Source organism: Ottowia sp. SB7-C50 (genome assembly GCF_033110285.1).
GTDB lineage: Bacteria > Pseudomonadota > Gammaproteobacteria > Burkholderiales > Burkholderiaceae_C > Ottowia.
The window spans coordinates 1,783,803-1,808,704 of record NZ_CP136995.1 but is presented as its reverse complement, the minus strand read 5'-3'; the positions used below and the strand labels follow the sequence as shown (position 1 = coordinate 1,808,704).

Here is a 24,902-nt window from a genome sequence, read left to right as displayed (position 1 = left end):
CAGCCACTGCCCGTCTGCCATCACCGATCCTCGAAATCAGGAATGATGCGTAGCGCGGCGCAATTCTCTCGGACTACACGCACGACGTTGCCAGGCACGCCGTCAGGGACCAACGCTGCAATGTCCAGTGTCACCGTCACCTCAGCACCAATGAGGCTGGACAGATGCGCCACGATCTCCTCTGCGATCCGTCCAGCGTCTCTTCCTATGCGGGTCGCATCCAGAGTTGCCGTCGCGTGGAAACGCGTGGGCATAACTTCCTGCGGCGCAACAGGCGTAGACGGTGAACGGGCGGCCCCGCCGCTCGACCCGGTCTCCCCAGGGGACGCCGGCACTCCAGTGCCCACAGGAACAAGAACCGCGCGTTCCGCATCGAGTTGCATCGCAGCAATGTCTGACTTGACGAGCAGAGCCGCACTGTAAGGGTCGCCCAACGTGACGGACGTCCCACCACGCAGCCCCTTATAACGACCCGCGGCCGGATCGAAATCATCCGCGTATCCAAAGCCTTCCTGCGCCCAAGTCAGAAGGCCGACGCCTTCAGACATCGCATGCAATAGCGATGCTGGATCCTTCAATCGAGGCAGGTACAAATAGCGCGCATAGTCTTCGACCAACTGCTTGACCGACACATGGTTACCGCGCCATAGCGGAACCCGATCCAGTTCCATCTTCAGCAAGGTCGGCGAGTAACTGACCAGATACGAACCATCCGAGCGCAGCTTCTTCGCGGCTCGTACCGCCAGAGCGTCGTTACCCGTCAGTCGCAAAGCCTCCCATCGCATGGGTTCCGTAGGTTGCCCTTGAGAGGGCACCAGCAACCAGTGATAAGTCTCTGGCAAACGCGCAGCGGCAGCCGCATCAGCCGAGGCTATCTGTTGTTCAACCTGGCGCTTCTGATGCGCGGTCAATCCAAGTGTTTCATCATCCGCAAGAATCGAGTTCCAGGCAAGAAAGCGTCGAGCGGCTTCGTCCAAGTCTTGCAACCGTGTTCGGTCAGGCGCAAGAAAAGCCAACGTGTTCCGATACAGCCTCGGCGCGTTGCCGCGGGTCTCCAAAATGGCCTTTGCTGCAGCCTCTGCCGGGCTGCCGCCATCCTTTGTATGCGGGCAGTCTGGTGCCAACACAACCAATCGCGCATCCAGATCGTCGGGCACATCGCCACCATTGGCGGGCAGGCGCTCGGGGTCGAACAGTTCTGCTGCGCGTGGATGATCGGCATTGGCCTGGCAGGTGCGTTGCCAGCTCTGGCGAATCTCGGCGCGGGCGGCGTCCAGCACGGTTTCGTTGGTGGTGTTCTCCCACTTGACCAGTTCTTCGATGATGCGAAACAGGCGTTGGCGCTCAGCCTCTTGCGCGTCTTCCGTCGGAAACAGATCAGGCCAGGCGCTGGGATCATCGACCATCTGCGCAAAGATGACCGCACGCGCTGCCGCCAACGGCCGACGGGCCCACCACAGGTGCAGCGTGCTGGGGTGGCCATGGCGGATGGATTTTTCGCGCGCCGCGGCCGCATTAATAGCAGCCAGTGGGAGGGCGACTTCGATGAGCTTTTTGGTTTGCGTTGCCATGGGTATTTTTGTTGAGCGCTACGGCTGCGGTTTGCTGGAGTGCCGATGCCGCGGGGCGCCGAGACAGTTTGTGAGAGCTCAGGGCATGGCCGGAGCAGACTCGATCAGCGCTCGGAACTCGGCCGGGATGGAGGCTTCGTCCACATCCACGCCTGCGTTGTGCTTGACCACCTCGATCTGCTGCCCGGCAGCCGTCGCTAGCGACGACAGCAAGCCGACAAGCTGGACGTCCAGCTCTTCTGTGCCTTCAAGAATGTCGGCCTGGATGGATTCGAATATGGGAGGCGCTGCGGAGACCGCCGTTCTGGACAGTGTGTCGAGCATGCGCACCTTCATGCCTCTCCCGCTTTCATGCTTGGCCGACTCGTACGCTGGCGCCATGTAGCCTCCAGCCAAGTTGGGCATTTTGGCCGCCAGCTCGCTTCTTCGCCCCATGACCACGGCTTTCAGGTCGGATTGGGCTTGGCCAGCGAGAAGCTGCATCTTTTCGGTAAACCAGGCCAGTTGCTTGGTCGAACCAGCACCGTTGCGGCCAAGCTTCAGCTTGATCACCAGTTCAACACGGTCTGCGCACTCGCGGCCCAAGCGGACGACCTCTTGTGCGTACCGGGATGTCACACGACCAATGTCGTCGGTGAAATACCGTTCCCACGTCAACGGCAATTGATTGAGCAATGGCTCGGTCAGGTCGGCATTGAGGTCGTATGAGCGGCCGCTGCTTGGGCTTTTGTAGAGGCCGTCGCGATGAACGACCGCACGCAGCGTTTGCCATGGGATGCCCGCCCATCTTCGACAAGCCTGCTTGACGCCGTGGATGCTGGTGTCAAGCATGGGCAACAGTTGCCGCACAAAGCCATCGCGGTAGGCTTGGAGTTGTGCTTGGGCATTCGACTGCTCCCGCTCCAGCGCGGTCTGGAAGCGGCGCAACTCGTCATCAATCAGCGCCGTGACTTCATTAGCGACTGGGGTGTTTTGTCTTGCGGCGGATTGAAAAAAAAACTTGATTTCCTCAACGAGCTTTCGCAATCTCTGCATGGCGGTGAGGCTGCGCTGATCAATGCCAGTCTGTTTGGCAATCTTCCGCATGAGGTCGTGAATTCCGGGAATGCCCGTGTCACGCACATCGTGCAAGCCGTAGTCCTTGCGGAGCCGACCGATGTTCCGCAGACGCATGTAGGCGCTGGCAGAGGTGGTGTGCACCGTCGCCTGTCGGGCGAGTTCGAGCATGCGGTTCAGGGTCTCGCCACCATCCTCGGGACCAGCTAGGTCGCGTACCAGTGATTCAAGTTGAGTCCGAACCTGCACCTGGGTCTGCCGGCAATACTCCCGGATAAGGGCGTCTTGTTCGCAATCGTCGGGCAATCCCAGTTGATCAGCGGCATCAAGATCGATTTCGTCAGCCTTGGTGCCAATGAGCCCCAGTGCGTCATAGGTCCCTGCGAGCACCAGTGTTCGGAGAAGTTTTTGCTCACCGAGGAGCATCTGGATGTCGTGGGTCAATCCTCGAACCATCGAGAAAATCACCCACACGAAGGGAGAACTGCGCAGAAACTCCCGAGTGACCTCCACGCGCGCCGCGTTGGGATCATTGACACCCGGGAGGTCCACCAGCTCCAGGCCGCCAGACAAGCAGTCATAAGGGCCCGAAATAGAAACTTGTTTGACCAGCGGCCAGAGATTGCTGTCACCGCGAATCAGCGCCCGCAGTTCCTTCTGCATGCTGGGCCCGTCGTCGAATCGAAGGACTGAAGGGCGACGCCCGCTGAAGACGTCTTCTGCCTCTGTCGGGAGCGGCACGGAACGAACGGCATCGACCAACATGTCCCGCGTGACATGATCACCCAGCACCGCCTGCAGGCGCTTGAACGTTGTCTCAATCAACCTGCGAGCGTCGGCATCATCTTGCGCTTCAGCGTCATCGCCTGGCCGAAGCAGAGCCGCGTATGCTTCGATTTCCTCATGCCATTCGTCGCGCGTACAGAACTCGATGTGCAGCGTGTAAGTTGAATCAGGCGATTGACGAACCAGTGTGACGAATGCGGTGCATGGCTGCATGACACCGACAGGGAGGACTTCCTGCCCGAGCACCGCATTCAGAAAGCTCGATTTGCCGGCGCCTGTGCTGCCAACCAGCGCGATGCGCGTCCGCTCGGGGTTGTCAATTTGACGCCGAATCCAGTTCAGTTCGCTCTGCCAGGCTCGATGCTCAGACGGGTACGCACCGCTCGCAAGCGGAGCCACCTTTTCACCAAACCAGTTGCCGACGGCATCGTGGTGCTGCTTGGTTCGTTCAAGGGAATCCATGGAAACGTGATGCTCTAGTCAGGACGGGGAATGGGCTGAGAGTAACAGTTGCGAGAGGCTGTAATTCAGGCTTGTTACTTTGAAGTCGGGCTCGCGCTCGAAGGGACTTCGCACGTAGCGAACCCGGTGGTCACCAGTGGGGAGAAATTCGACGATGGCGAGAATGAAGTCGTCCGGCTTGTTGAGCGAATAGAGGACCTCGTTTCGGGTGACGGTGATCGTGTCGGCACTTTCCACACGACCCTTGACTTCGATAAACCGCAGCTTGCCCGTGCCGGGAACATGTGCTCATAAACCGCAGTTATTTGATGCGGCAGCGGGTCAACCAGCGACGTGTGGACCGCTAGCAGCGGATCAAACAAATGCGCCAGCCGGATGCGCTGAGCCTCTGAAACAAGTCGAAATAGCTCGCCATCACCATCGAACGCCCAAGGCCGGCCGACAGCAACGATCTCCAGATCGGACTCACGCCAACGCTGGACAAGTTCATTGCCGACCCGCCCGTCGGGGGACTTGTAAGTTACTTCAGCCGCGTCCGCTCCAAACCACTGGATGCTGACGATGTTGACGCTAATGTGCGGAACGAGCCCCTTAACGGACGCTCCAACCTGGAGATCTTCGAGACGAACCATGACCGCTATCGTAGGTTGCGATGACCGCCGTCATTGGTCATTACTGACGCTGTCGTGAACAAGTGCCGACTTACTGCAGGCAGCATGGTCAGAGAGCCGAAGAATCCGACCGAAGTGATCGACGGGGAGTCTGATCATCGGTGATCTTGAACGATCTTGAACGATGCATCGTTCATGTTGAACGATTTCGAACGATTAATCGTTCATGTTGAACGATCTTGAACGATAGGTCGTTCATGTTGAACGATCTTGAACGATACATCGTTCATGTTGAACGATCTTGAACGATACATCGTTCGTCGTGAGAAATGTGTCAATCAACCTGCCACCATCGGCTCAGTCGTGTGACGCGCCTATAGCATCGGTCGAACCGGCCAACTCTGCAGCCAACGCCCGACTCGGTTTCTTGCAATGAACGAGCATCGACCCCAACCGTCAGCGGCCCACATGAACGAAAAAAAGCGCAGATCGACTATCTCGACCTTCGCCAAAGGGCGCGCTACGGCGGACGGCGACGCTACTCGTCGCGACCTTCGCCTCATAGTGCTCATCTTGGATGCGGGCGTTACCTTGGCTGCATCCCTTTTTTATTCGTTCTTTCCTTCATCTTTTTTTGCACATGCTCGCTCGTCTTTTCCGGTTTTATCTTTCTTTTTACCTTAATTGAACTTGGATCAATTGAAAGCGGTGGCTTTACGTTTCGTCCTCTTTTGTAGTTCCCATAGAATTTTCCAGTCGATTCCGTATTGTGACCCAAAACACCAGCGATCATCGCTTTCGTAAATCCATTCATGCGCATAACCTCAGCTAGGGCGTGTCGAAAACAATAAGGTGACACGCAATCGTCTGGACTGTCCTTTGATCGCTTAACTGTATCGTTGTATTGATCTACTGTGTTTTGCGCTGCTGCAACTTTCTTTAGGAACTCGGCCTGCCTTTTCGCCTTGGACCCCTGAAGCTCGGGAAAGCATTTCCTAGACTTTTCTGCCAATTGAGTCCTTATAGCATCTGTATCTCTTTTAGTAGCCGATATATGATACGAATTCATTCCATTGGCCTTCATTTGCTCCTTGAAGAATTCAGGTATTTCACTCAATACATATTCACGCGTTGGCTGGCCTGTTTTGGCCGTAACTTTTGCGGAAAATATGAGCGCTTTAAATTGACCATCAATCTGACGTTCGATCACGATGCGACCACGCAATTCAACCGGACGCACACCGGTTATGGCCATGAAACTGACTAGGGCGGCATAATAGGGGTTTTTAATTTCTCCAATCAAAGCTTCCTGCCAACCCTCTTTCAGCAATGAAAGGATAACCTTTTTGCTTTCATCGGGTCCACTGATAACGGCCCAGTGCTTTTTGACTGCGCTGCACGTCAGCTCTGCCAAGCTGCGAATCTCCGAACGATCGATTTCCCATCCGATCGCGTCACGACTGACCCCTCGAATTTGGGTGCCAATGTCAATCGCCTCCTCTCTATAGTTCGCTAAGAAAAAACACAAGCTTCGCCGGTACCGATAATACGTTTTCGATTGCGAGGCTGCCTCAATCAGGCCGCGTAAGAGCAGCGTCGATATGTCGCTTAGGGTTTCCGCATTGCCTACCGCCTGTGTCCACATCCGCTTGCCATCTCTGATGTATCCTGTCCAACTCCGCGCACTCAATTTGTGCCTGGCCGCTTCTTTCGTGACGTCATAGTGATCTCCAAGAAGTGGCTCGTCGAAAGCCGAATCCCCAAGAGGCAGTGGGCCGCCTCCGGCGTCCGGCGGCGCCGCAACCGACGCGGCCAGCCCGCCCACGGGGCGGTCTGTCACGTCAGTCGCATCGGGCGCCGCAAATACCCCCCCCCTCCTGACGTCGGGGGGACATTGTTGAAGGTTGAGCTACATTATTCGAAGGCTTCAACAATGTCGAAATCCCAACAGCCGACCTAGGAGGATTAGCACTAGGATGTGGGCCACCAGGATGTGTCTGCGCGCCAGAACACGAGGAGATCCCAGGAGGAGTCGACCTTCCAGGATGCAGCGAGGCGCCGGGAGCAGACTCTGCCGATGCGTTCTTGAGGCCAGTCTCCTTATGGCCAGGAGAGTTGGTCTCGCCCTGGGTTAAAGCTGCGCGCTTTTGCTCGCGCACGTCTTTCCCCAGTCGACGAAGTTGCGCCAGAAGCGCATGATCTTCTAGGACGTTCTTCATTTCTCTACCTTTTTTGATTCATCATTTCAAGGCTGCTTCGACAGATCTAACCTTGGTGGGTCGATTCAGCCTTTGGATGCGCCTGCCAACGAGTCGTATTTCTTGATATAACGGGATCGAGCCAGAAGGGATAGACATTTTCATGGAAACAAATGAATTTCGATCCCCTACTGCTTAACTGAACCGAACAACCATCGGTAAGCCTCGTCAATTCAGTGCCTAAATTTTGGCACAAAGCAGGAGGCCATAGGATCCAATCCATCGAAAATCTCCAGAATTTTCTTGAGATTCATGGGAACTTTCCGATAAGAACTTAATCCAACAAGTGATTTTAAATATTCATTATTAACTTGACATGTGTGCAGTAAAATTTATGGAGTTTTAAATAATCTCACTGTCCAGCGGGTCGATTATTGTTACCCGCGTCAATATAATTAATTTGATTATTTTTTGAGCTGCGCCCGACCACCGATAGCCTGATCGATCTCAGTTCGTCCCAGCGACAAAGCCCGTCGTCATCGAGTCTTGGTCTAGGCTTCGTAAGATGGTGTGGTCGCATCTTCAGAAGCTCAGAAGCGCGCTGGCAAGGGCCATCAACGCGATCTGAGCTCATGCTTGCGACAAGGAATTGCTGGTGGCTTTGTGCGCGCGGTACCGGCAGGACGAGCGTTAGACGGCACGAGACAGAAGCTGGCAGCATGAGATAAGACGCGCCGGCAACCTCTGCGTTTCCTGATCGATCCAAGACCGCTGCATAACTGGTAGCACACCCGATGCGTGCTTGACCGATCTGCGCTGCAATGCCGGCAGGAGGTGATAGCGATGGACAGCTTCTTTCTGATGGGCGCGCGCCCGCTGGTCGAAGGCAGCCCGAGCATGAAGCTGCACGAGCTGCTCGACTGGAGCGCCATTGCCGGGAAGTTGAAAGGCCTGTACCAGCGCGAGATCTCCGGCGCCGGCGGCCCCGAGCCTTATTCACCGCTGGGCATGTTCAAGCTGATGCTGCTGGGCCAGTGGCATGGCCTGTCAGACACCCAACTGGAGCAAGCGCTGCGTGTGCGCCTGGACTTCATGGTCTTTACCGGCTTCGAGCCAAGTAGGGGTGAGTTGCCCGACGCCAGCACCATCTGCCGCTTCCGCAACCGGCTGGTGACTGCCGGTGTGGATCAGAGGCTGCTGGCGCTCATCAACAGCCAGCTTGAGCAGCGCGGCCTGAAAGTGCAAGGTGCGCGCGGAGCCATCATCGATGCCACCATCATCCCCAGCGCGGCCAGACCGCGCCAGCATGTGCAGGGCGATGGCAAGCAAGCGAAAGTTGTCGACAGCGCCGATTCAGATGCCCGCTGGGTCAAGAAAGGCAAGCAAGCCTTCTTCGGCTATCGGGGCCACACGGCAGTCGACAGTGACGATGGCTACGTCGAACATGTGCATGTTCATCCAGCCAATGAGGCCGAGATCACCAAACTGCCCGAGATCGTCCAGACCTTGGCCCCCGGGGTCGAGGCCGTGCTGGCCGACAAGGGCTATGCGAGCAAGGCAAATAGAAACTGGCTCGCCGAGCGCGGCATTGGCGATCTGATCCAGCACAAGGGCAGTGCGGGCAAGCCGGTGCACCCACTGCTCAAGGCCTTCAATCAGAAGATCGGCAGCATCCGTTTCAAGGTCGAGCAGGCCTTTGGGACGATGAAGCGCCGATTCCACCTGGCCAGAGCCCGGTACTTCGGAGCGGCCAAAGTGCAGGCGCAGATGTGTTGGGCGGCACTGGGGATGAACCTGCTGAAGGCCCATCGCAAGCTCAAGACACCCTCGGCTAGGGTGCTCGTACAAATCACAAGCCTCACTGTCTCTTGGCGTAATAGATTTTCGAGAACTTCCCGGGTTTCCTGTGGTATGTCGCCGTGATGCAATACGGCTCCCGACGAAACGGTTTTGGTACCCAACCAATCCTGCCCGTACTCTGCCGCTAGGTAGGCGACGACTGGTGCCAAGGCCGCTTGGTCAGCGTAGCTTTGAGGAGACGGTAGATCAAGCGGCAGAGCAAGCTGTTTGCTCAGTTCTTCAGCCATCCCTATTGCGCCGCGGTCCCCCCCGCTTGTTCCCCGCAAAGAGAGCCACCGTCCCGATTCTCAGTGCCTTCCGCGCTGCGGCGACTGCCAGGACCTTGTTGGACGCAAAGCTATATGTCTTCAACCTCCCAGTGTCTTCGTTCTGATACTGGAACGCGGATCTGCCGAGGAAATTCGCCATACGGTAGCTGGCGTCATCCTCTAGCTGCGGGTGCATCTCCAAATCAATCTGCCGGTTCACTCCGTCACCCCGAGGACGGAGAACGGAATACTCGGCAATTGCTGGGCGGTATGAACTCCTGACAACGCCACTTTCGTCTCCCCCTAGCCAGGAGTTGATCTCCTCAACGTTGGGCACGATGGCGGAAATGAAGACGAAACGAGGAGGGCCGCTCAGCCTCGTTTTCAGTCGGGCAAGCAGCATCTCCAGGCCCACGCCACGTCCCTCGCCGTCAAGGAGGTGTCCCTCGTCGCAGATGACGAGGGAAATTCTCGGAACGAGCTCGCCGGCATTCAAGAGGCCAGACAGTGCCTCCGGGGTAGCGATGATCACTCGTGTCGCAGCAAGGTCGTGAACCTCATCGCCCGTCGGCACGGTGCCACCGTAGATGCATTTCGCCGGGATTCTAAGGTCGTTGAGATGTCGGACCAGACTGCCTTTCAACTCGGAAGCCAACGACCGAAACGGCACTAGCAGGATTGCGATCTCCGTTCGTGTCTTTCCAGCGTGCCAGTAGAGGAGCGTCTCCATCAGCGCGGTCTTCCCAGCGCTGGTTGGCATCTGAAGCGAGAATGTCTGGTCGGACTCAATCAGGCCGCGCTTTATTGCCTCGATTTGCGAAGGGAAGAAGTCCCATATTGGTGTGCGTCGCCTCAGTAGCGATTGAACGAAGGGAGTCCAGACTGCGCTGTCCCCATCGGGCAACACGGCTCGGACGTTCGTACTTGCGAAGCGCCTAACCAGGTTCTCCAGTAGCCGTGCCGGGATCCATTCGGTGGCACTTACGTCCAACTTCCTCGCCGCATCTTTCTCCGTGCTCAGGCGGATGTCCTCGATCTGCTGGAGCGCCCCTCTTTCCAGAGCATCAAGCAGGTATCGGCCTAGCTGCGACCTCATAGCAGTGGGTCGCTCGAGTAGGTCTGCGCAGGCTAGGTAGCTTTCTGACTCGGCGGGATCGCCACGGCGGCTCTTTATGGTTATGTTTGCTGAGGCTGGGAACCCACCGCAATAAAAAGCAGTTGCGGCAAACAGGGTCGCTTCCGGCTGCGAGATGCCCGAGCGCTTGAGCTCTTGCTCTTGCCCAGGCGCGGCAATCAATGCAAGCGCGTTCCCTAGCCTCGACCAGCCGTCAGCGTCTTCTGACCGGGTTCGCATTCTGGTGAACAACTCGCCCACAAGTGCTATGTAGTAGTCATCAGTTCGAGCCTGAACTTCAGCTTGCCGAACGGTGATTTGGTCCACCTTGAAGCGTTCGCTGTGCCTGACTGCGTCCGCATCGCCAATCCATCGGAGGAGGTGCTGGTTCATACCAGGCTACGTAGCAGTCTTTGAAGGAGCGGCTACGACCTGAGCCAGCGGCACTGCATTCATTGCGATTGCGTATGCCTGCTGGGCCTTCGGGTCAAGCTGCAGTTCGTGGAAGGGCACGACACGGCGGTATAGGCCTGAATGGCCCCCCCTCCTTGACGGGCTGTGCCCAGATGCAGTCCAGCAGGAACTCCTTCGCTATTAGTGACGCTTCAACCGTTTTGGCGTTGACGACGAGGGCGTTCAGGTTGTTGTTGTAGAAGACATCGTCATCGGTCATACGCCGGTGTTCGGTGTCGAACTCGGCGAACAGCCAGACCAGCAGTCCGCCTTCCTGCATGTAGAAGTCGCGCCGCGCGGCGATGACATCCAGGTGCGTCGTGGACAGCTGGATCTCGAAGGCAATGGGCAGTCCGTTGTACATGGCTTTGACGTCCGGTCGCCGGCGGGTGCCGGTCAGCGGGCCTTTCCAGGTGGGCTCCTGGGCAATGTCTTCGAACCGGCCATCCACCGCCAGGCACTGGCAGAGCCAAGCCTTCATGCGGCGGTGTAGCCTGCTTTCCTTTGCGCCGTTGTACTTGCGGGCATTGATTTCGTCCTGGCTCAACTCACCCTTGGTCTGCGCGGGGCAACTGCCATCTTCGTGCCGGTGCTTGAAGAAGAACTTCGGTTTGTCTTTGGAGCGGCAGATGTGGACTGCGACGCCGCACAGCGAGCATCGATAGAGCGGATCGTCGTTGCGCATCTGGGTGCGAACCGCCATGCGTAGCTGCATGAGCTTCTCGTAGTCAGTGCCCATCACGACCGAAACTGGCAGATGCCAGCCCGTTTCGGTCTCCATCACCTCCTTGACCTCGGGCTTGTCGAGTGCAAGCGGCTCGCCCGGAGTGGGCCGCTCCTGCTCCCGCCGGCGGGCGGGCCGAAGACGTCCGTCGGTCTCATGCTGAAACGGGGAGACTACTTCTTCCATGTCTATCACCGAGCCATGTTTGCGGGTGCCGTGCGTGTGGCCAATTCGGCAGGCACCAGGAAGTCGTGCGTCCTTCTCGGCCGCAGGCGCCGCGGCCTGATCGCATCCAGCGTCTTGGACTCCGCCATTAGCAGGTCGTAGAAGTCTTCCGCTCGCACCGCCTTCTCGTCGTCTGCCCTGATACGCACCAGGGGCAGCCCGGCGAGCTTGAAAAGCAGGTTCTTCAGCTCGTCGCGCTCGGCCGCTTCCTCGGTGTCGTGGTGCACGGAGTCCAGCTCGATTCCGGCCACCGGGTCTTCGTCGGCGGTGCACAGCAGGACATCTACCTGCGCCAACCAGGCGTATTGGCGGACCCGCGCCGGAACGATCGCCTCGAGCTTGTCGATGTCGATGAAGTTCTTCACCGGCATGTTGGGGTAGGCCTGCAGCGACGGGAAGAACTGGCGGACCGCGCACAGGAACTCGCGCTCCTGCTGGCTGGCACAGGCGTTGCGGCGGAAGTCGAACGCATCGACCGCAGCCCAGACGCCAAAGGTGAAGGCGCTGACGACGGCAATCCGCTTCATCTCCGTTGCAGCCAGCCGCTGGCCGCTTGGCGCCGAGGGCGGCGACCACCGCACTGCTTTCGGCCTTACATCTTCCCCGGTGATCAGCGGCTGCACCGGCGTGACCGTCGCCGGCTCCACCTTGCGGACGGCATCGTTGATGAGCAGGTTGATGGCAGCGAGGAGGTCGTCCTCGACGAGCAGCAGCTTGCCGGAGCGCACCATGCGGTAGAGCCGAACCAGGGATGTGGGTGGCACGCATTTCTCCTGGAGCGCCGTGCGCAGCAGCGGTGGGAACACCCGCTGAGTTAAGGCAGTGACCACGGGCTCGAAGGAGTGCTGTTGGCAGTAGTCCTCCAGGGCGGTCAGGAAGCCGTCAATGTCGCGGGCTTCGAGGAGCTCGCGCAGATTCTCGGCGACCGGCGTCATTGCGCAGCTCCTTCGCGCTCGTAGCGCACGAGGAGCGCGTGTGCGAACGCCCACGGCCACGTCTTCACTCCCGGCACTTCGGGCAGCAAGCCTTTGGTCGAGATGAGGTGCGGCGACACCGCCACGTACAGCCGCATGCCTAGGGCCTCCGCAGACATGCGCAGTTCTTGGGCATCGTTGGCGTACACCAGGTACGGCAGATCGCTCTCCATTGGCAGCCCCCCAGCCGCCACCATCTTGTGCATCTGCAGCGCGCCTACGAACTCGTCGATGGCCTTGTGCACATCGGCTGCGGTCTGCTCGTCGAGATCCTTCGGTTTGACGTAGCGGACAGCATCCACCCGTGGCAGCAGGCTGTACAGCAGCTTGTCGTCCGTGACGGGCGCCATTTCGGCCAGTGTCGGCCAAGCGAACACCTTGTTCGGCTCTTCGACCTCCAGATCCTCCAGCATCTGCATTACGAAGCCCACCGGCAGGATGGCCTTCATCGGCAGCGGCTCGGCGCCGAACTTCTCAATGTATCTCTCCCAGGTCAGGCCAGCCTTATTCAAAATGCGCAGCAACCGGTGCAGATCGACACGCCACGTCTCCGGCGGCCCACCCAGATAGTCAACGCGCTTGGTTATGTCGTGGTGGCGGAAGCCGCCGTCGTGGATGCGCCGGGCGAGCTTGTAGCGGCGCAGCAGCCGCTCGCAGTCCGGGATGCCAAGCTGCCGGTTGACGCGCCCCGGCACGAATTCGTCAGGCTTCAACGTTTCCAGCGCCCACACGTAGCGCTCGCCATTGACGAACCAGGCCCCCGCGCCCTCTTGCGGGATGTGCACATCGATGGACACCGGCGTGCGCGCGGTCTGGTCATCGCGCAGGGACAGCTCCAACTGGTGCCAGCAGGTCAGCTCGTCGCCACGGGCTATTTCGTAGCCACTGTGCGGGTCGCCCTCATCCGGTTCCCGCAGCAGCACCAGCTCGGAATTCAAGACGTCGCCAGCAGCCACGGCGTTGATGTCGCCGGCTCGGTCATGGGAGTTGGCGCACAGGTAGAGCGTGGCGTAGCCGTCCAGCACGGCCTTGCCGGTCTCCTCCAGGTGCCGGCGCAGCTTCTCCAGCGCGGCCGGCGCTTCGGCCAGCCAGTCCTGATCATCGTCAGACACTGGTCCGACACCAGCTACGGTCCACAACTCGTTGCGGCCCGGGCCTGCACCTTCACCTTGCTTGGGCACAGGAACCATGAAGCGAAGCAAGCGGCCGGTGAAGTTCATCACCAGCACGCCCAGCGGCAGCTGGCCGCTGGCATGTAGCTTGTCGGCCCAGGCGCGCAACGCTGCCGCAAGCTCGCTCCAAGACGCGAAGTCGGACTGCCGCATCTGGGGGCCGCTGTCGATGACCTCGAAGCGCAGGCGCGCAACCGCCGTCTCGTCATCGGTGTGCCAACTGGCGTGACCGTTCAGCCGGGCCGCAGCATGCAGGGCATTCACGTGCTTGAGCGCGATGCGCCGCTCTTGCAGCGCCTTGCGCAGACGCTTGGCGAGTGTCTTGTGATCCTCGCGCGGGTCGATGCGCAGCGACTGGACGACGTCGAGCGCTTGGTCGAAGGTGAAGCGTGGTGCCTGGGCTTGGAGAAAGGTCCAGAGAGCGCCGGCGCGTGCCTCGTCGGTCAGGGGCGCCGCCGAAGCAGCAGAGGGGGAAGGGGATGCGGCCGCAGCGGCCGAAGAACCCGAAGTGGGCGTTGCCATGGATTGAGCTCCGTCATGGAAAGCACAATGAAGAACGGCACGCGTTGTTCGGCTTTCCGGGACTCAAACCAAGCCGGGAAAATGAACGGGGTACTTCACGCTGGTTTTGCCAGGCCGGACAGGTGTCCGGTGCGTGCACTGACGGGAGCAACTCACCCACGGTTCGGCTGAACCGCGACCAAATCGTAACCAGATTTGTGCGCCGACGTCAAGTCTCAGAATCCGTATGCTCGCTCGAAACGGTTTTCAGCTTCAAGGGTGTCGCCTTGAAGTCGGGCATCGCAATGCCAGCGAGCATGGCCCATAGAAAGTCGTAGGCTGTGTGATCGAGCACGAATCGGCATGTGAAGCTTTTAGGAAGCAGTCGAGAAATTCGCGGAGCCTTCCGTTCGATTGGCTTGTGGTCGATCCGACAGCCTCTTGTTAGCCCACCGTTGATGCTGGCGGTCGAAGATCGTCCGCTAACGGGACGTATTGAGACACGGACGGACCCGTGGCGATGGTCCGCTCCGTGCCTTGTTCTGCCTTTCGCAACGCGTCGTGAGGCCGCCCTGGCAGAAGCCCCTCCGATTCGTAAAACTTCCAAGTCCGGGCTTGGCGCGCTCACCCAAGTGCGTTCGACTGCACCGCTACCGCATGTATTCGGCGAGATTGGCGCAGGCCGTCAAGCATCCCGTACCGTCTTCTTTTTAACAGGCGCCTTCTTCCTCGTCGGCGCCTGATCAGTACTTGTCGACGCTGACTCAACGTGCGGCGGCTCGGGTATGTACTCCACCAGATCGGAAATCTGACAGCCAAAGAACTCACACAACTTGCCCAAGTTGTTGGTCGTTGTGTTGAACGGTTTGGGGCCGATCATCAAGGACAAAGTCGGTCGCACGATTCCCGTCGCTTCGCTGATTTCTTTCAGCGAGAGCCGGCGTTGGTGCTTGAACTCGTACTCCTCGATGACCCGCCGCAGCAAAAAGCGAATCATTGGTTCATCTCTTGGTCGGAAGTCTCCATTGTATGTTTTTCGCCAAAAGACCGCATTGGTAGTTGACAACTACCAATGATAGGTATTCAATGCATACACCAGAACTTTGGAGATACAGATGAAGCTGAATCGATCACAACTGCAACTGGCCTGGGCCGCAGGATTCATTGACGGTGAGGGCTGCGTTCGCATTGCCCGCCGTCGCACCAAGCGCAACCCGACGTATAGCCTGGAGGTCACTGTGAGCCAGAACTGCCTTCGCACGCTCGAGCACCTGAAGCAGGTTCTGGGCGTGCCGTGCGGGGGCTCCCTGATTCACACAGGCACTGGCCGCGTTCGCAGCAACGTCTACTACCTGACCTATCGCAGCCGAAATGCGCTGGAGGTTCTACGGTTACTGCAACCATTCTTGGTGCGCAAGCGTCGAGAGGCAGAGCTCGGGATCGAGTTTGCAGAGCACGTTACCCGCGTGCAATGGAACCCGTTCCAGACGACCCTGAACGCTGAGCAGCATCGCCTCGCACTCCACAAGCGGACAGCCATCGTTAACGAAGCAATTGCAAAGGCGCGCGGCGCGAACACTGAGCAATTGATCGATGTGATCTACAACGCCTGCAAGACCAAAGGCGGAATGTTCGTGGTGGGGATCAACCTGTACCCGACGATGATCGCCGAAGAGGCGCACATGCTGTTGCCTGCCGCCCACCCAGGCGAGGCGAACCTCACGTCGATGAATGGCGAGCGACGTCTGCGACTGTCCGAGAAGTTCATGGACCCGCCGGGCTCTGCCAAGGCAGACTGCCTGATCGCGGCGGACATCGCCAACACGCTGAAAGCGATGTACCAGAAGCAGGGAAAGGCCGACATGGCTGCTCGCTTCGACGGCTTCAACTGGACGAGCGAGGAAGACGCCTTCAATGACGGTTTTCGTCGCGCGGGGCGGCCTGGCTCGCCGCCCATCGACAGCCAGGGTGGCGACACGGGTTACCTCGCCACCTACGAACTGCTGCGCAAGGCCGGCAACAACGGCGTGCAGTTGCCAATCAAGGAGGTCAAGGACGGCAAGTTGATCGGCACGGAAATGCTGTATGCCGACTACAAGTTCGACACCAAGGACGGCAAGGCTGAATTCAAGCCAGCGCCGTGGAACGGATTACCGAAGATGGTGTCCGATCAGAAGGCAAAGCACAAATTCTGGATCAACCAGGGACGCGCCAACGAGGTGTGGCAGACCGCATACCACGATCAATACAACAGCTTTGTGCGCGATCGCTATCCCATGGCCTACCTGGAAATGAATCCAGCGGACGCCTCGCAACTCGGCATCAAGGCTGGCGATGTGATCGAGGTGTGGAACGACTTCGGAAGCACCTATGCCATGGCATACCCGATGAAGTCGATCAAGCCCGGGCATACATTCATGCTGTTCGGCTACATCAAGGGCGTTGCAGGCGACGTCGTGACATCCTGGGTGGATCGGAACGTCGTGCCGTATTACAAGGGCACCTGGGCCAGCGTCCAGCGCGTTGGCAGCGTTGAGGACTGGAAGCAATCTATCAGCTTCAAGGAACGGCGCTACTCATGATCCGCGGCACGGCGACGAGCCCGGAAAAGGACGAACCTGCAACGCTGCAGGTCGCGGCGAATGGCTTCGAGCCCATAGCACGGGTCGATTTCGATCGGGCACGTGATCTGATTCAGTCACGCCGCCACGTCGGGCCGCGGTGGCTGGTCGATCCGGGTCCGAACAGTGATCAGTTGGAAGAGCTGCTCTGGCTCGCCGCCGCCGCGCCAGATCACGGTCGATTGATTCCGTGGCGTTTTGTGCTCGTTCCTGCCGAGTCACGGCACTTGCTCGGGCGTGCCTTCGCGCTGGCGCTCCTCGACCGAGATCCTGGTGCCTCTGAAGAGCAACTGGTCACCGCACGCGAGAAGGCAGACCGCGCTCCAGTTCTTTTGGTTGCCATAGCGTGCACTGTCTCCGACAGGGCAGATGTGCCGCCCGTGGATCAGCTTGTGTCGCTTGGAGCGGCGATACAAAACATCCAGCTTGGGGCTGTGGCCATGGGATTCAGCGTTGGCCTGAGCAGTGGGCGTGCCATGGACTCCATGCACGTCAGATCCCTCTTTGAGCTTGCGGAGAGCGAGCGCGCGATCTGCTGCATCAGCATTGGACGCTCCGTCAAATCGAATGGAGTCGGACGCGTGCGTCCAAATGTGGATGTGCGGTCGTTGCCGCCCCCCCCTTTGAGTTCATTGAGATGCACCACCTCAAGTCGGTTACTCGCCCTCGGGTCATCGGACTGGCGCTCTGCCGCGCCAAACGCCGCCCGCAGTGCAAGGCGGCCGATACGACCCATCCCATTGATGCCAACTTTCATCACTTTAATTTAACCCTTAGAGAACTATTGAATTGTCCGCACGTATGTGACGATTTCGTGAAGCCCGAGCGGATGCCTGGGTTAGCCTCTCAGTTCAGCCGTGTGCTCGCAATTGGCCAGCGCACGCAAGCGCGCCGCGCCCACAGGCTCGTTCGCCAGCAGCGGCACCACGGCCCAGCGCTGGGCGTGGCGGCTGCGGATCCCGTCGATCTCACGCAGTTCGCTGTCTGCGCGGCGGCGCAGCAGCGGCGAGGCCACGGGTGCAGCGGCGATGCAGTTATTCACCACCCAGGCCCAGGGCTCGATGCCGGCGCGGCGCAGGTCGTCTTGCAGGTGCGCGGCTTCCAGTACGGGCGTGGTTTCAGCCAGCGTGACGATCAGCACCTTGGTGCGGGCCGGGTCCTGCAACTGCATCATGGGCGTGGTGAAGTGGCTGCCGGTCGCCATCTGGCGCGCCACGTCGCGGTGGTAGGCGCCGGTGGCGTCGAGCAGCAGCAGGGTGTGGCCGGTGGGCGCAGTGTCCATCACCACGAACTGGCGACCGGACTCGCGGATAGCGCGCGAGAAGGCCTGGAACACGGCAATCTCCTCGGTGCAGGGCGAGCGCAAATCTTCGGCCAGCAAAGCGCGGCCGGCCTCATCCAGCGCCGCACCCTTGGTGGCCATGACATGGGCCCGATAGGCCTCGGTGGCGGCGTGCGGATCGATGCGGCTTACGGCGAGGTTGGGCAACTCGCCCGCCAGGGTCTCGCTCAGATGCGCGGCGGGGTCGGAGGTCGTCAGGTGCACGGGCAAGCCGCGCGCGGCTAGCTCCACGGCGATGGCGGCCGCCAGCGTGGTCTTGCCGACGCCGCCCTTGCCCATCAGCATGACCAGGCCGTGGCCGGGCGCGGCGATGCCGTCGACCAACGTGGAGAGGGTGGGTGCGTCCGGCAGACCGATATGGGGTTCGCTCCCAATCGGCGTGATTCCAGATACCTCGGCTTGCAGCAGTTGGCGTAGCGCTTCCAGACCCACCAGATTGAAGGCTTTGAGCGCGATGTTATCGACCGGCAATTCACGCAGCGCGGCGGGCAGATTGGCCAACGCCGCCCGCTCGCGCCGCAGCACGGCGGCGGCCAGTGGGTCGTGCGCGGCTTCGCTTTCGGGCAGCAGGCCGTTGATGACCAGGTATTGCCGGCTCAATCCAATGGCCGCCAATTCCTCGTGCGTGCGCGCGGCTTCGCGCAGCGTGGCGCCCTGGCCGCGCGCGACCAGCACCAGTCGCGTGCGGGCGCCGTCCTGCAGTGCGGCGACGGCGGCCTGGTATTGCGTGCGCTGCTTGTCCAGCCCCGCCAGTGGGCCGAGGCAAGAGGCATCGCCCTGGCCCGCTTCCAGAAAGCCGCTCCAGGCGCCAGGCAGGCTGAGCAGGCGGATGGTGTGGCCGGTGGGCGCGGTGTCGAAGATGACGTGGTCAAACCCGCGCGTGGCCGCGTCGTCAGCCAGCAGGGCGGTGAACTCGTCAAATGCGGCGATCTCGGTGGTGCAGGCGCCGGAGAGTTGCTCCTCGATACCCTTGACCACCGCATCCGGCAGCACGCCGCGCACCGGGCCGACGATGCGGTCACGGTAGGCCTGCGCGGCGGCGGGAGGGTCGATCTCCAGCGCGCTCAAGTTGGACACCGCCGGCACGGCGACGACTTGGTTGCCAATGGAAAGGCCAAACACCTGGCCGACATTTGACGCCGGGTCGGTGCTGACCAGCAGCACCTGCTTGCCGGCATCGGCCAGTTGCACTGCGGCGGCGCAAGCGATGGAGGTCTTGCCGACGCCGCCCTTGCCGGTAAAGAACAGGAAGCGGGGTGGGTTGTGCAGGAAGTTCATGATTGCCCTGAAAGCACTTCAGTCAGCAGCACTTGCCACTGCTCGCTTCGGTTTTGGGCGCGCAACAGCCGATCATTGGCGAGGCATCTGCGCCGCAGCATCCACTTGCTTCCGGCCCAGCGTCGACTTGCAGCAAGGCCCAGCGCGCCAGCTCCGCTCGTTGCGGGTAGCGACCAGCCAGAGCCACCTCACCATCAACGAGCACGAGGGGTAGCGCCTCGGCTCCAGAACGTTCGAGGAAACGTTTCACGATGGCGTTCTGCGCGAATTCCAGCGGTTGTTGCGATAGATTGAAGCGCTGAATGTGTGCGCCCTGGCCAGTGGCCCAGGCGGCGTCGGTCGCAAAGCTCACCAAGGCCTGATCGACGTCAGTGCCGCATACACCGCTCGCGCAACACAGGGCAGGGTCGAAGATTTGGATGCGGGCTGAAGCGGTCATTTTGAATCTCCAACGATCTTTAAAATAATGAATTAATGCTACAACTTTTATAGCCGAACTCAGCCGCAAACTATGATTGGTGACCAACGGTGCGTTGGACGCTCGCCTTCTTCGAAGGGCTGCATGCAACAGGCTCACACGCTGCATCATGCAGTTCAGCGCACTCCTCCGGATGGCCAGCGCAGCACTCGGCGGTCAGGTATTCGATCAAGTCCTGCATCAACGACAGATTGGCGCGATAACGCTGGAACCGCCCCTCGGGCGTGACGCCCAAGAGGCCGGCGTGAGTCAGCGCTTTCAAGTGAAATGACAGGTTGGTTGGAGGAATGTCCAACGTGCTTGCAATCTGTCCCGCAACCAAACCTTCGGGACCCTGGCGCATCAGCAGACGGTAGATGTCCAACCGTACGCCTGACGCGAGCGACTCAAAGACCTTGATGGCTTCATCCTGTTCCATGAATTCAATTATTGTTGAATTATCGTTCGCCGGCAACTGACGTAGGTCAAGCGCCGCTTCTGGATGAATGTTGAGGCCCGAAGGGCTGACGACCAATCACCGAGCGACGGCAAGCTGCACCAGTCCAGAAATTCGCCAAGCTTGGTCAACTGGCGGCTTTGGGTCGTGAAGGGCCGAACACACATCGCCAGCTTGTCCCGGAAGCGCGCCACGAGTGTCACGCGGCGGCAACTTGGCGCACCTTGAAGCGCTAATCCCAGCAGGCGCCGCCACAAAAAAAAAACATTTTGGGTGCCAAATTTGGCACCAAGGCGAGTTCACATGATGCGTCAGACATGCAAACCTTTTGAGGGGATGGCTCTGGAGATGCGAGCAGGCGATACGGCCATTGCTTGTTCGTCCGCCTCGTGGCCGAGCGTGCCTGTCGAGTGGCGACGCTCAAGCTGCGTGCCTATCGAAACAAGGTGAGCCATCGTGTGCTCATCTGAAGTCCTGACGAACTGGTCTCGATCGCAAGCAGGCGTTTCACCCATTCAATTTCGTATGAGACCCAACGCTTCGACCTGCCTATCAAATGCAGCCCCTGGGGGATTAGCCCCTGCTCGATCGCCTCGTACAACTTCGTGCGTCCGACGCAGAGTTCCTTACGAACCTGTCGCTCCGTCAGGAACGTGAGAGGCTTTATCTCTTGATCGACATGACGAAGTGCCGAGCCTTGAAGCCAGACTTGACGGGAGGGCGCTACGGGCGCGCATCGGGTGGCCTGTAACCACGCGACCAAGCTCTCGATGGCACTGCGGTCAGCCGCAGTCGCGAGGCTATGTTTGACAGTCTCAATTTCGTATTCGACCCACCGAACCGACCTTCCGAGCACATTGACTCCCCGGGGTAGCAGCCCGTCCCGGATCAACTCATAGAACTTGGATCTTCCGATGGTGAGACTGCCCATCGCTTGCTCCGCCGAGAGGAACACGATGATCGGTCTTGGTGGGATCTGCATCGGCATATCCACAGAGGAAATAGCACTGATTGAATGCATTGGGGGCACCTCCTTAAACGTCTGCTGCTCGACGTGAGCACATGACGCAAAGTAGACCAATTCCCAAAATTCGCCAAAAACGACCCTGTTGCTTCTCGCCCACATAGTCGAGTGCTTACTTGGCGTTGAGCAGACGCCCTTCGAAACATCGACTCAGTTCCACGCCGGTGTGGGCAAAAGTGTGGGCAAATCTGCCTGGAGCGCTCGGAAACGAGAAACGGGTTACAGCATTTCTGCTGTAACCCGTTGATTTTATTGGTCGGCGTGGCGGGATTCGAACTCGCGACCCCTTGCACCCCATGCAAGTGCGCTACCAGGCTGCGCTACACGCCGACAAGCCTGCCATTATAGCGGCTGCGCGTGCTGCCATGGCGATAGGGTCAGCAATTCGCGAATTTCCTTCAGCTCGCGCTCGACCTCGCGCAGCTGTTCGGGCAGGAGCGTGGTGTCGTCGAACACCCCGTTGTCGTCGAGTGCGCTGATGGGCGCGGCTTCGGCATCGATTTCGTCCACGCCCGCCAGCTGTACTTCAACGCTGCGCGCGCGGGCGCGTTCCGTCTGCACCAGTTCCTGCAGCCGCGTGCGTGCGCCGCTGATGGTGAAGCCCTGGTCGTACAGCAGTTCACGGATGCGGCGAATCATCAGCACTTCATGGTGCTGGTAATAGCGCCGGTTACCGCGCCGCTTGACGGGTCGCAGCTGCGTGAATTCCTGCTCCCAATAACGCAGCACGTGCGGTTTGACGCCGCACAGATCGCCCACTTCACCAATGGTGAAGTAGCGCTTGGCGGGAATGGGGGGAAGAACGGACTCCATCACAACGAGAACTGGCGCAGCAAGCCTTTGAGCGTAGCGCAAGTTTTGGCGGGGCGCCAGCGTGCGCGCGCAAGCTTTGGGTATGCGCGCGAATGGCTATCGGTCGGGCGCGCTGGGGGCGTCTTCCTGCAACTGGTCCTTGAGCTTCTGGCTGGCGTGAAAGGTGACCACGCGCCGCGCGGCGATGGGGATGAGTTCGCCCGTGCGCGGGTTGCGGCCCGGCCGAGGCGCTTTCACGCGCATCTGGAAATTGCCGAAGCCCGACAGCTTGACGTCGTCGCCTGCGATGAGTTGCGTGGAGATCAGGTCGAAGAAGGCGTCGACCATGTCCTTGGATTCGCGCTTGTTCAGGCCGATCTGCTCGAACAGCATCTCGGCCAGCTGCGCCTTGGTCAGCGCCGAGGTTTCCAGGCTGTCGACCGCCAGTTCCAGCGCGTCATTCGGTGGCTGAGTCATTTGCTCCCCTTTCGTGGCCCGGTTCAGCCACGCAGCCGCGCGCCCAGGTCCTGGTGCAGGCGGTCGATCACGGTCTTGACGACGCCGTCGATGCGCTCATCCGTCAGCGTGCCCTGGGCGCTGCCCATCACCAGGCGCAAGGCCAGGCTCTTTTCCTGCGCGCTCATGCCCGCGGCCGCTTCGTTGCCCGCCTGGGGCCGATAAATGTCGAACAGCGTGGCGCTGCGCAGCAGGCCCTCGGTGGCTGCGGCATGAACGGAGTTCATCAGTTGCCCGTGCGTCACGCTTTCGGGCACCACGACGGCGATGTCGCGCTCGGCCGCCTGCTGGCGCGGCACGGGGCGCGCATGCGGCAGATCGCGCTGCATCACCGCGTTCAGATCCAGTTCGAACAGCACGGGGGCCTGCGGCAGTTCCCACTGCTGGCGCCAGCGCGGGTGCAACTCGCCCACGACGCCGATGGCCTGACCGTCCAGCAGGACGCGCGCGGCGCGGCCGGGGTGCAGGGCGGGATGCTCAATTCGCTCAAATGACGGCTGGCGCGGCGCCAGCAGGGCTTCGACGTCGCCCTTGACGTCGAAGAAGTCGACCGCCGCCTGCTTGCCTTGCCAGCTTTGATGGCTGTCGGGCCCGTACGCGGCGCCCGCCACACGCATGGGCTGCGCCACGCCGCGCACGTCGCTTTCAGACGTGACCACCGACGCGTCGCGCAGGAACACGCGGCCGACTTCAAACACGCGCACGCGCTCGGCACGGCGGTCGATGTTGTGCTTCAAAACATGTAGCAAAGAACCCAGAAGGGACGAGCGCATCACGCTCATCTGACTGGCAATCGGGTTGAGCAGCCGCACCGGATCGGTGTTGCCGGCCAGGTCGCGCTCCCATGCTTCGTCGACAAAGCTGAAGTTGATGGTTTCGAGATAACCCAGACGCGCCAGCGCGTGGCGAACCGCAAACGGGCCGCGCCGCTGGGCCGACGCCGTGCGCGGCACGATGGGCGCCAGCGGCGGCGCCTCGGGCAATTGCTGGTAGCCGACGACGCGGGCCACTTCTTCGACCAGATCTTCCTCGATCGACAGGTCGAACCGGTAGGCAGGCGGCGTCACCGTCAGCACGCCCTCGCCTTCGGTGAACGGCAGGCCCAGGCGGCGGAACACATCGGCGCATTGCGCCTGGGTGATGGGCATGCCGATGATCTGGGCCGCGCGCGCCACCCGCAGGGTGACGGGCGCCGACGCGGGCACGCGCGGCTGCTGGTCGTCGATGGGGCCGCACGCGGTTTGCGGCGTGCCGCAGATGTCGATGATGAGCTGGCTGATGCGCTCGATGTGCGCGGCCGTGAGCATCGGGTCGACCCCGCGCTCGAAGCGGTGCCCGGCGTCGGTGGCAAAGTTGAAGCGGCGCGACCGGCCGGCCACCGCCTCGGGCCACCAGAAGGCGGCTTCGACGTAGACGTTGTGGGTGTCGTCGGACACTGCCGTGGCGTCGCCACCCATGATGCCGGCGAGCGATTCGACTTCCTTGTCGTCGGCAATCACGCCCACGCTTTCATCCAGCGCGACGGTGTTGCCGTTCAGCAGCTTGAGCTGCTCGCCCGGCTTGCCCCAGCGCACATCCAGGCCGCCGTGGATTTTGTCCAGGTCGAAGATGTGCGTGGGCCGGCCGTACTCGAACATCACGTAGTTGGAGATGTCCACCAGCGCGGTGACGCTGCGCTGCCCGCAACGCGCCAGGCGCTCGACCATCCACGCCGGGGTGGCGGCCTGCGTGTTGACGTCGCGGATCACGCGTCCGGAAAAGCGCCCGCACAGGTCTGGCGCGCTGATGTTGACCGGCAGCACCTCGTTCGTCGTCACGGCGATGGCGGGAATGGCGGGGGTGACGAGCGGCGCGCCGGTCAGCGCCGACAGCTCGCGCGCCACGCCATACACGCTGAGCGCGTGACCCAGGTTGGGCGTCAGCTTCAGGGTGAAGATGGCGTCGTCCAGCCGCAACGCGGTGCGGATGTCCTGGCCGACGGGCGTGTCGGCCGGCAATTCGAGCAGGCCGCCGTGGTCTTCGGACAACTGCAGCTCGCGGGCCGAGCACAGCATGCCCTGGCTTTCAACGCCGCGCAGCTTGCCCAGCTTGATGCGAAACGGCTGGCCGTCTTCGCCCGGCGGCAGCTCGGCCCCGACCAGCGCGCACGGCACCTTGATGCCGACGCGCGCATTGGGCGCGCCGCAGACGATGTTCAGCAGCGCGCCCTGCCCCACGTCGACCTGGCACACGCGCAGGCGGTCGGCGTTGGGGTGTTGCTCGGCGGTTCGGATCTCGCCCACCACCACGCCGGTGAACGGCGGCGCGACGGGGCGGATGGCCTCCACCTCCAGCCCGGCCATGGTCAGCGTGTCGGCCAGTTGTTGCGTGGAAAGGGGCGGGTTGCAGAACTCGCGCAACCAGGATTCAGGAAACTGCATAGCGGTGTCAGCGAAAAACGGGGGCCGTGCGACGCGGGCG

Annotated in this window: 18 protein-coding genes, 1 tRNA gene and 2 pseudogenes; 4 read left to right on the top strand and 17 right to left on the bottom strand. The window is 60.6% G+C overall.

What is annotated here, in order from left to right; genetic code table 11:
* Positions 1-20: 20 nt before the first annotated feature.
* The 4 genes from R0D99_RS08640 to R0D99_RS08625 all read right to left on the bottom strand — a co-directional run bounded on the left by R0D99_RS08640 (position 21) and on the right by R0D99_RS08625 (position 6,326).
* Positions 21-1,571 (bottom strand): DUF1156 domain-containing protein, encoded by a 1,551-nt coding sequence (locus R0D99_RS08640; protein WP_317747851.1) that lies wholly within the window; start codon positions 1,569-1,571, stop codon positions 21-23.
* Between the two features lie 78 nt (positions 1,572-1,649).
* Positions 1,650-3,875 carry a dynamin family protein gene (locus R0D99_RS08635; RefSeq protein ID WP_317750985.1) on the bottom strand — a complete coding sequence of 742 codons (2,226 nt, stop codon included), beginning with the start codon at positions 3,873-3,875 and terminating at the stop codon, positions 1,650-1,652.
* Between the two features lie 18 nt (positions 3,876-3,893).
* Positions 3,894-4,112 carry a protein NO VEIN domain-containing protein gene (locus R0D99_RS08630; RefSeq protein ID WP_317750984.1) on the bottom strand — a complete coding sequence of 73 codons (219 nt, stop codon included), beginning with the start codon at positions 4,110-4,112 and terminating at the stop codon, positions 3,894-3,896.
* Positions 4,113-5,072: 960 nt separating this feature from the next.
* Positions 5,073-6,326 carry a hypothetical protein gene (locus tag R0D99_RS08625; RefSeq protein WP_317750983.1) on the bottom strand — a complete coding sequence of 418 codons (1,254 nt, stop codon included), beginning with the start codon at positions 6,324-6,326 and terminating at the stop codon, positions 5,073-5,075.
* A gap of 1,201 nt (positions 6,327-7,527) precedes the next feature.
* Here R0D99_RS08625 and R0D99_RS08620 point away from each other — a divergent pair.
* Positions 7,528-8,607, top strand: a complete 1,080-nt coding sequence (locus tag R0D99_RS08620) for an IS5 family transposase (protein WP_317750982.1) — start codon at positions 7,528-7,530, stop codon at positions 8,605-8,607.
* A gap of 156 nt (positions 8,608-8,763) precedes the next feature.
* Here R0D99_RS08620 and R0D99_RS08615 read toward each other — a convergent pair whose 3' ends face one another.
* The 5 genes from R0D99_RS08615 to R0D99_RS08595 all read right to left on the bottom strand — a co-directional run bounded on the left by R0D99_RS08615 (position 8,764) and on the right by R0D99_RS08595 (position 14,952).
* A complete protein-coding gene (locus R0D99_RS08615; protein ID WP_317750981.1) occupies positions 8,764-10,299 on the bottom strand; it encodes a DEAD/DEAH box helicase in 1,536 nt (511 codons plus the stop codon).
* 94 nt (positions 10,300-10,393) lie between these two features.
* Entirely contained in the window at positions 10,394-11,269 is an 876-nt protein-coding gene (locus tag R0D99_RS08610; protein WP_317750980.1) for a DUF6035 family protein, read from the bottom strand.
* A 5-nt stretch (positions 11,270-11,274) separates the two neighbouring features.
* Positions 11,275-12,243: a DUF2726 domain-containing protein gene (locus tag R0D99_RS08605; RefSeq protein ID WP_317750978.1), complete on the bottom strand. Its 969-nt coding sequence runs from the start codon at positions 12,241-12,243 to the stop codon at positions 11,275-11,277.
* Complete coding sequence (locus R0D99_RS08600; protein WP_317750977.1) at positions 12,240-13,976, bottom strand: hypothetical protein; 1,737 nt, start codon at positions 13,974-13,976, stop codon at positions 12,240-12,242. Before R0D99_RS08600 ends, R0D99_RS08605 begins: the two co-directional genes overlap by 4 nt.
* A gap of 664 nt (positions 13,977-14,640) precedes the next feature.
* Positions 14,641-14,952, bottom strand: a complete 312-nt coding sequence (locus tag R0D99_RS08595; RefSeq protein ID WP_317750976.1) for a helix-turn-helix transcriptional regulator — start codon at positions 14,950-14,952, stop codon at positions 14,641-14,643.
* 118 nt (positions 14,953-15,070) lie between these two features.
* On the opposite strand from R0D99_RS08595, the pseudogene R0D99_RS17240 reads away from it, so the two are divergent.
* From R0D99_RS17240 to R0D99_RS08585, 3 genes and pseudogenes are all read left to right on the top strand, one after another.
* Positions 15,071-15,253, top strand: a pseudogene (locus R0D99_RS17240) (LAGLIDADG family homing endonuclease); the annotation flags it as partial.
* Between the two features lie 177 nt (positions 15,254-15,430).
* A pseudogene (locus R0D99_RS08590) lies at positions 15,431-16,537 on the top strand (arsenate reductase (azurin) large subunit); the annotation flags it as partial.
* Positions 16,534-17,346 (top strand): nitroreductase, encoded by an 813-nt coding sequence (locus R0D99_RS08585; protein ID WP_317750974.1) that lies wholly within the window; start codon positions 16,534-16,536, stop codon positions 17,344-17,346. The pseudogene R0D99_RS08590 and the gene R0D99_RS08585, both read left to right, overlap by 4 nt.
* A gap of 68 nt (positions 17,347-17,414) precedes the next feature.
* Here R0D99_RS08585 and arsA read toward each other — a convergent pair whose 3' ends face one another.
* The 8 genes from arsA to pheT all read right to left on the bottom strand — a co-directional run bounded on the left by arsA (position 17,415) and on the right by pheT (position 24,862).
* Positions 17,415-19,196 carry an arsenical pump-driving ATPase gene (gene arsA, locus R0D99_RS08580; RefSeq protein ID WP_164675516.1) on the bottom strand — a complete coding sequence of 594 codons (1,782 nt, stop codon included), beginning with the start codon at positions 19,194-19,196 and terminating at the stop codon, positions 17,415-17,417.
* A gap of 22 nt (positions 19,197-19,218) precedes the next feature.
* Positions 19,219-19,635 carry an arsenite efflux transporter metallochaperone ArsD gene (gene arsD, locus R0D99_RS08575; protein WP_106702856.1) on the bottom strand — a complete coding sequence of 139 codons (417 nt, stop codon included), beginning with the start codon at positions 19,633-19,635 and terminating at the stop codon, positions 19,219-19,221.
* A gap of 70 nt (positions 19,636-19,705) precedes the next feature.
* Complete coding sequence (locus R0D99_RS08570; protein WP_106702855.1) at positions 19,706-20,092, bottom strand: ArsR/SmtB family transcription factor; 387 nt, start codon at positions 20,090-20,092, stop codon at positions 19,706-19,708.
* Positions 20,093-20,543: 451 nt separating this feature from the next.
* Positions 20,544-21,041, bottom strand: a complete 498-nt coding sequence (locus R0D99_RS17330; RefSeq protein ID WP_416365995.1) for a helix-turn-helix transcriptional regulator — start codon at positions 21,039-21,041, stop codon at positions 20,544-20,546.
* Between the two features lie 346 nt (positions 21,042-21,387).
* A tRNA-Pro gene (locus R0D99_RS08565) sits at positions 21,388-21,464 on the bottom strand.
* A 12-nt stretch (positions 21,465-21,476) separates the two neighbouring features.
* Positions 21,477-21,947, bottom strand: a complete 471-nt coding sequence (locus R0D99_RS08560) for a MerR family transcriptional regulator (RefSeq protein ID WP_317750973.1) — start codon at positions 21,945-21,947, stop codon at positions 21,477-21,479.
* A 96-nt stretch (positions 21,948-22,043) separates the two neighbouring features.
* Complete coding sequence (locus tag R0D99_RS08555; RefSeq protein WP_317750972.1) at positions 22,044-22,403, bottom strand: integration host factor subunit alpha; 360 nt, start codon at positions 22,401-22,403, stop codon at positions 22,044-22,046.
* Positions 22,404-22,426: 23 nt separating this feature from the next.
* Positions 22,427-24,862, bottom strand: coding sequence for a phenylalanine--tRNA ligase subunit beta (gene pheT / locus R0D99_RS08550; protein WP_317750971.1), 2,436 nt, complete (start codon positions 24,860-24,862; stop codon positions 22,427-22,429).
* Between the last annotated feature and the right edge of the window lie 40 nt (positions 24,863-24,902).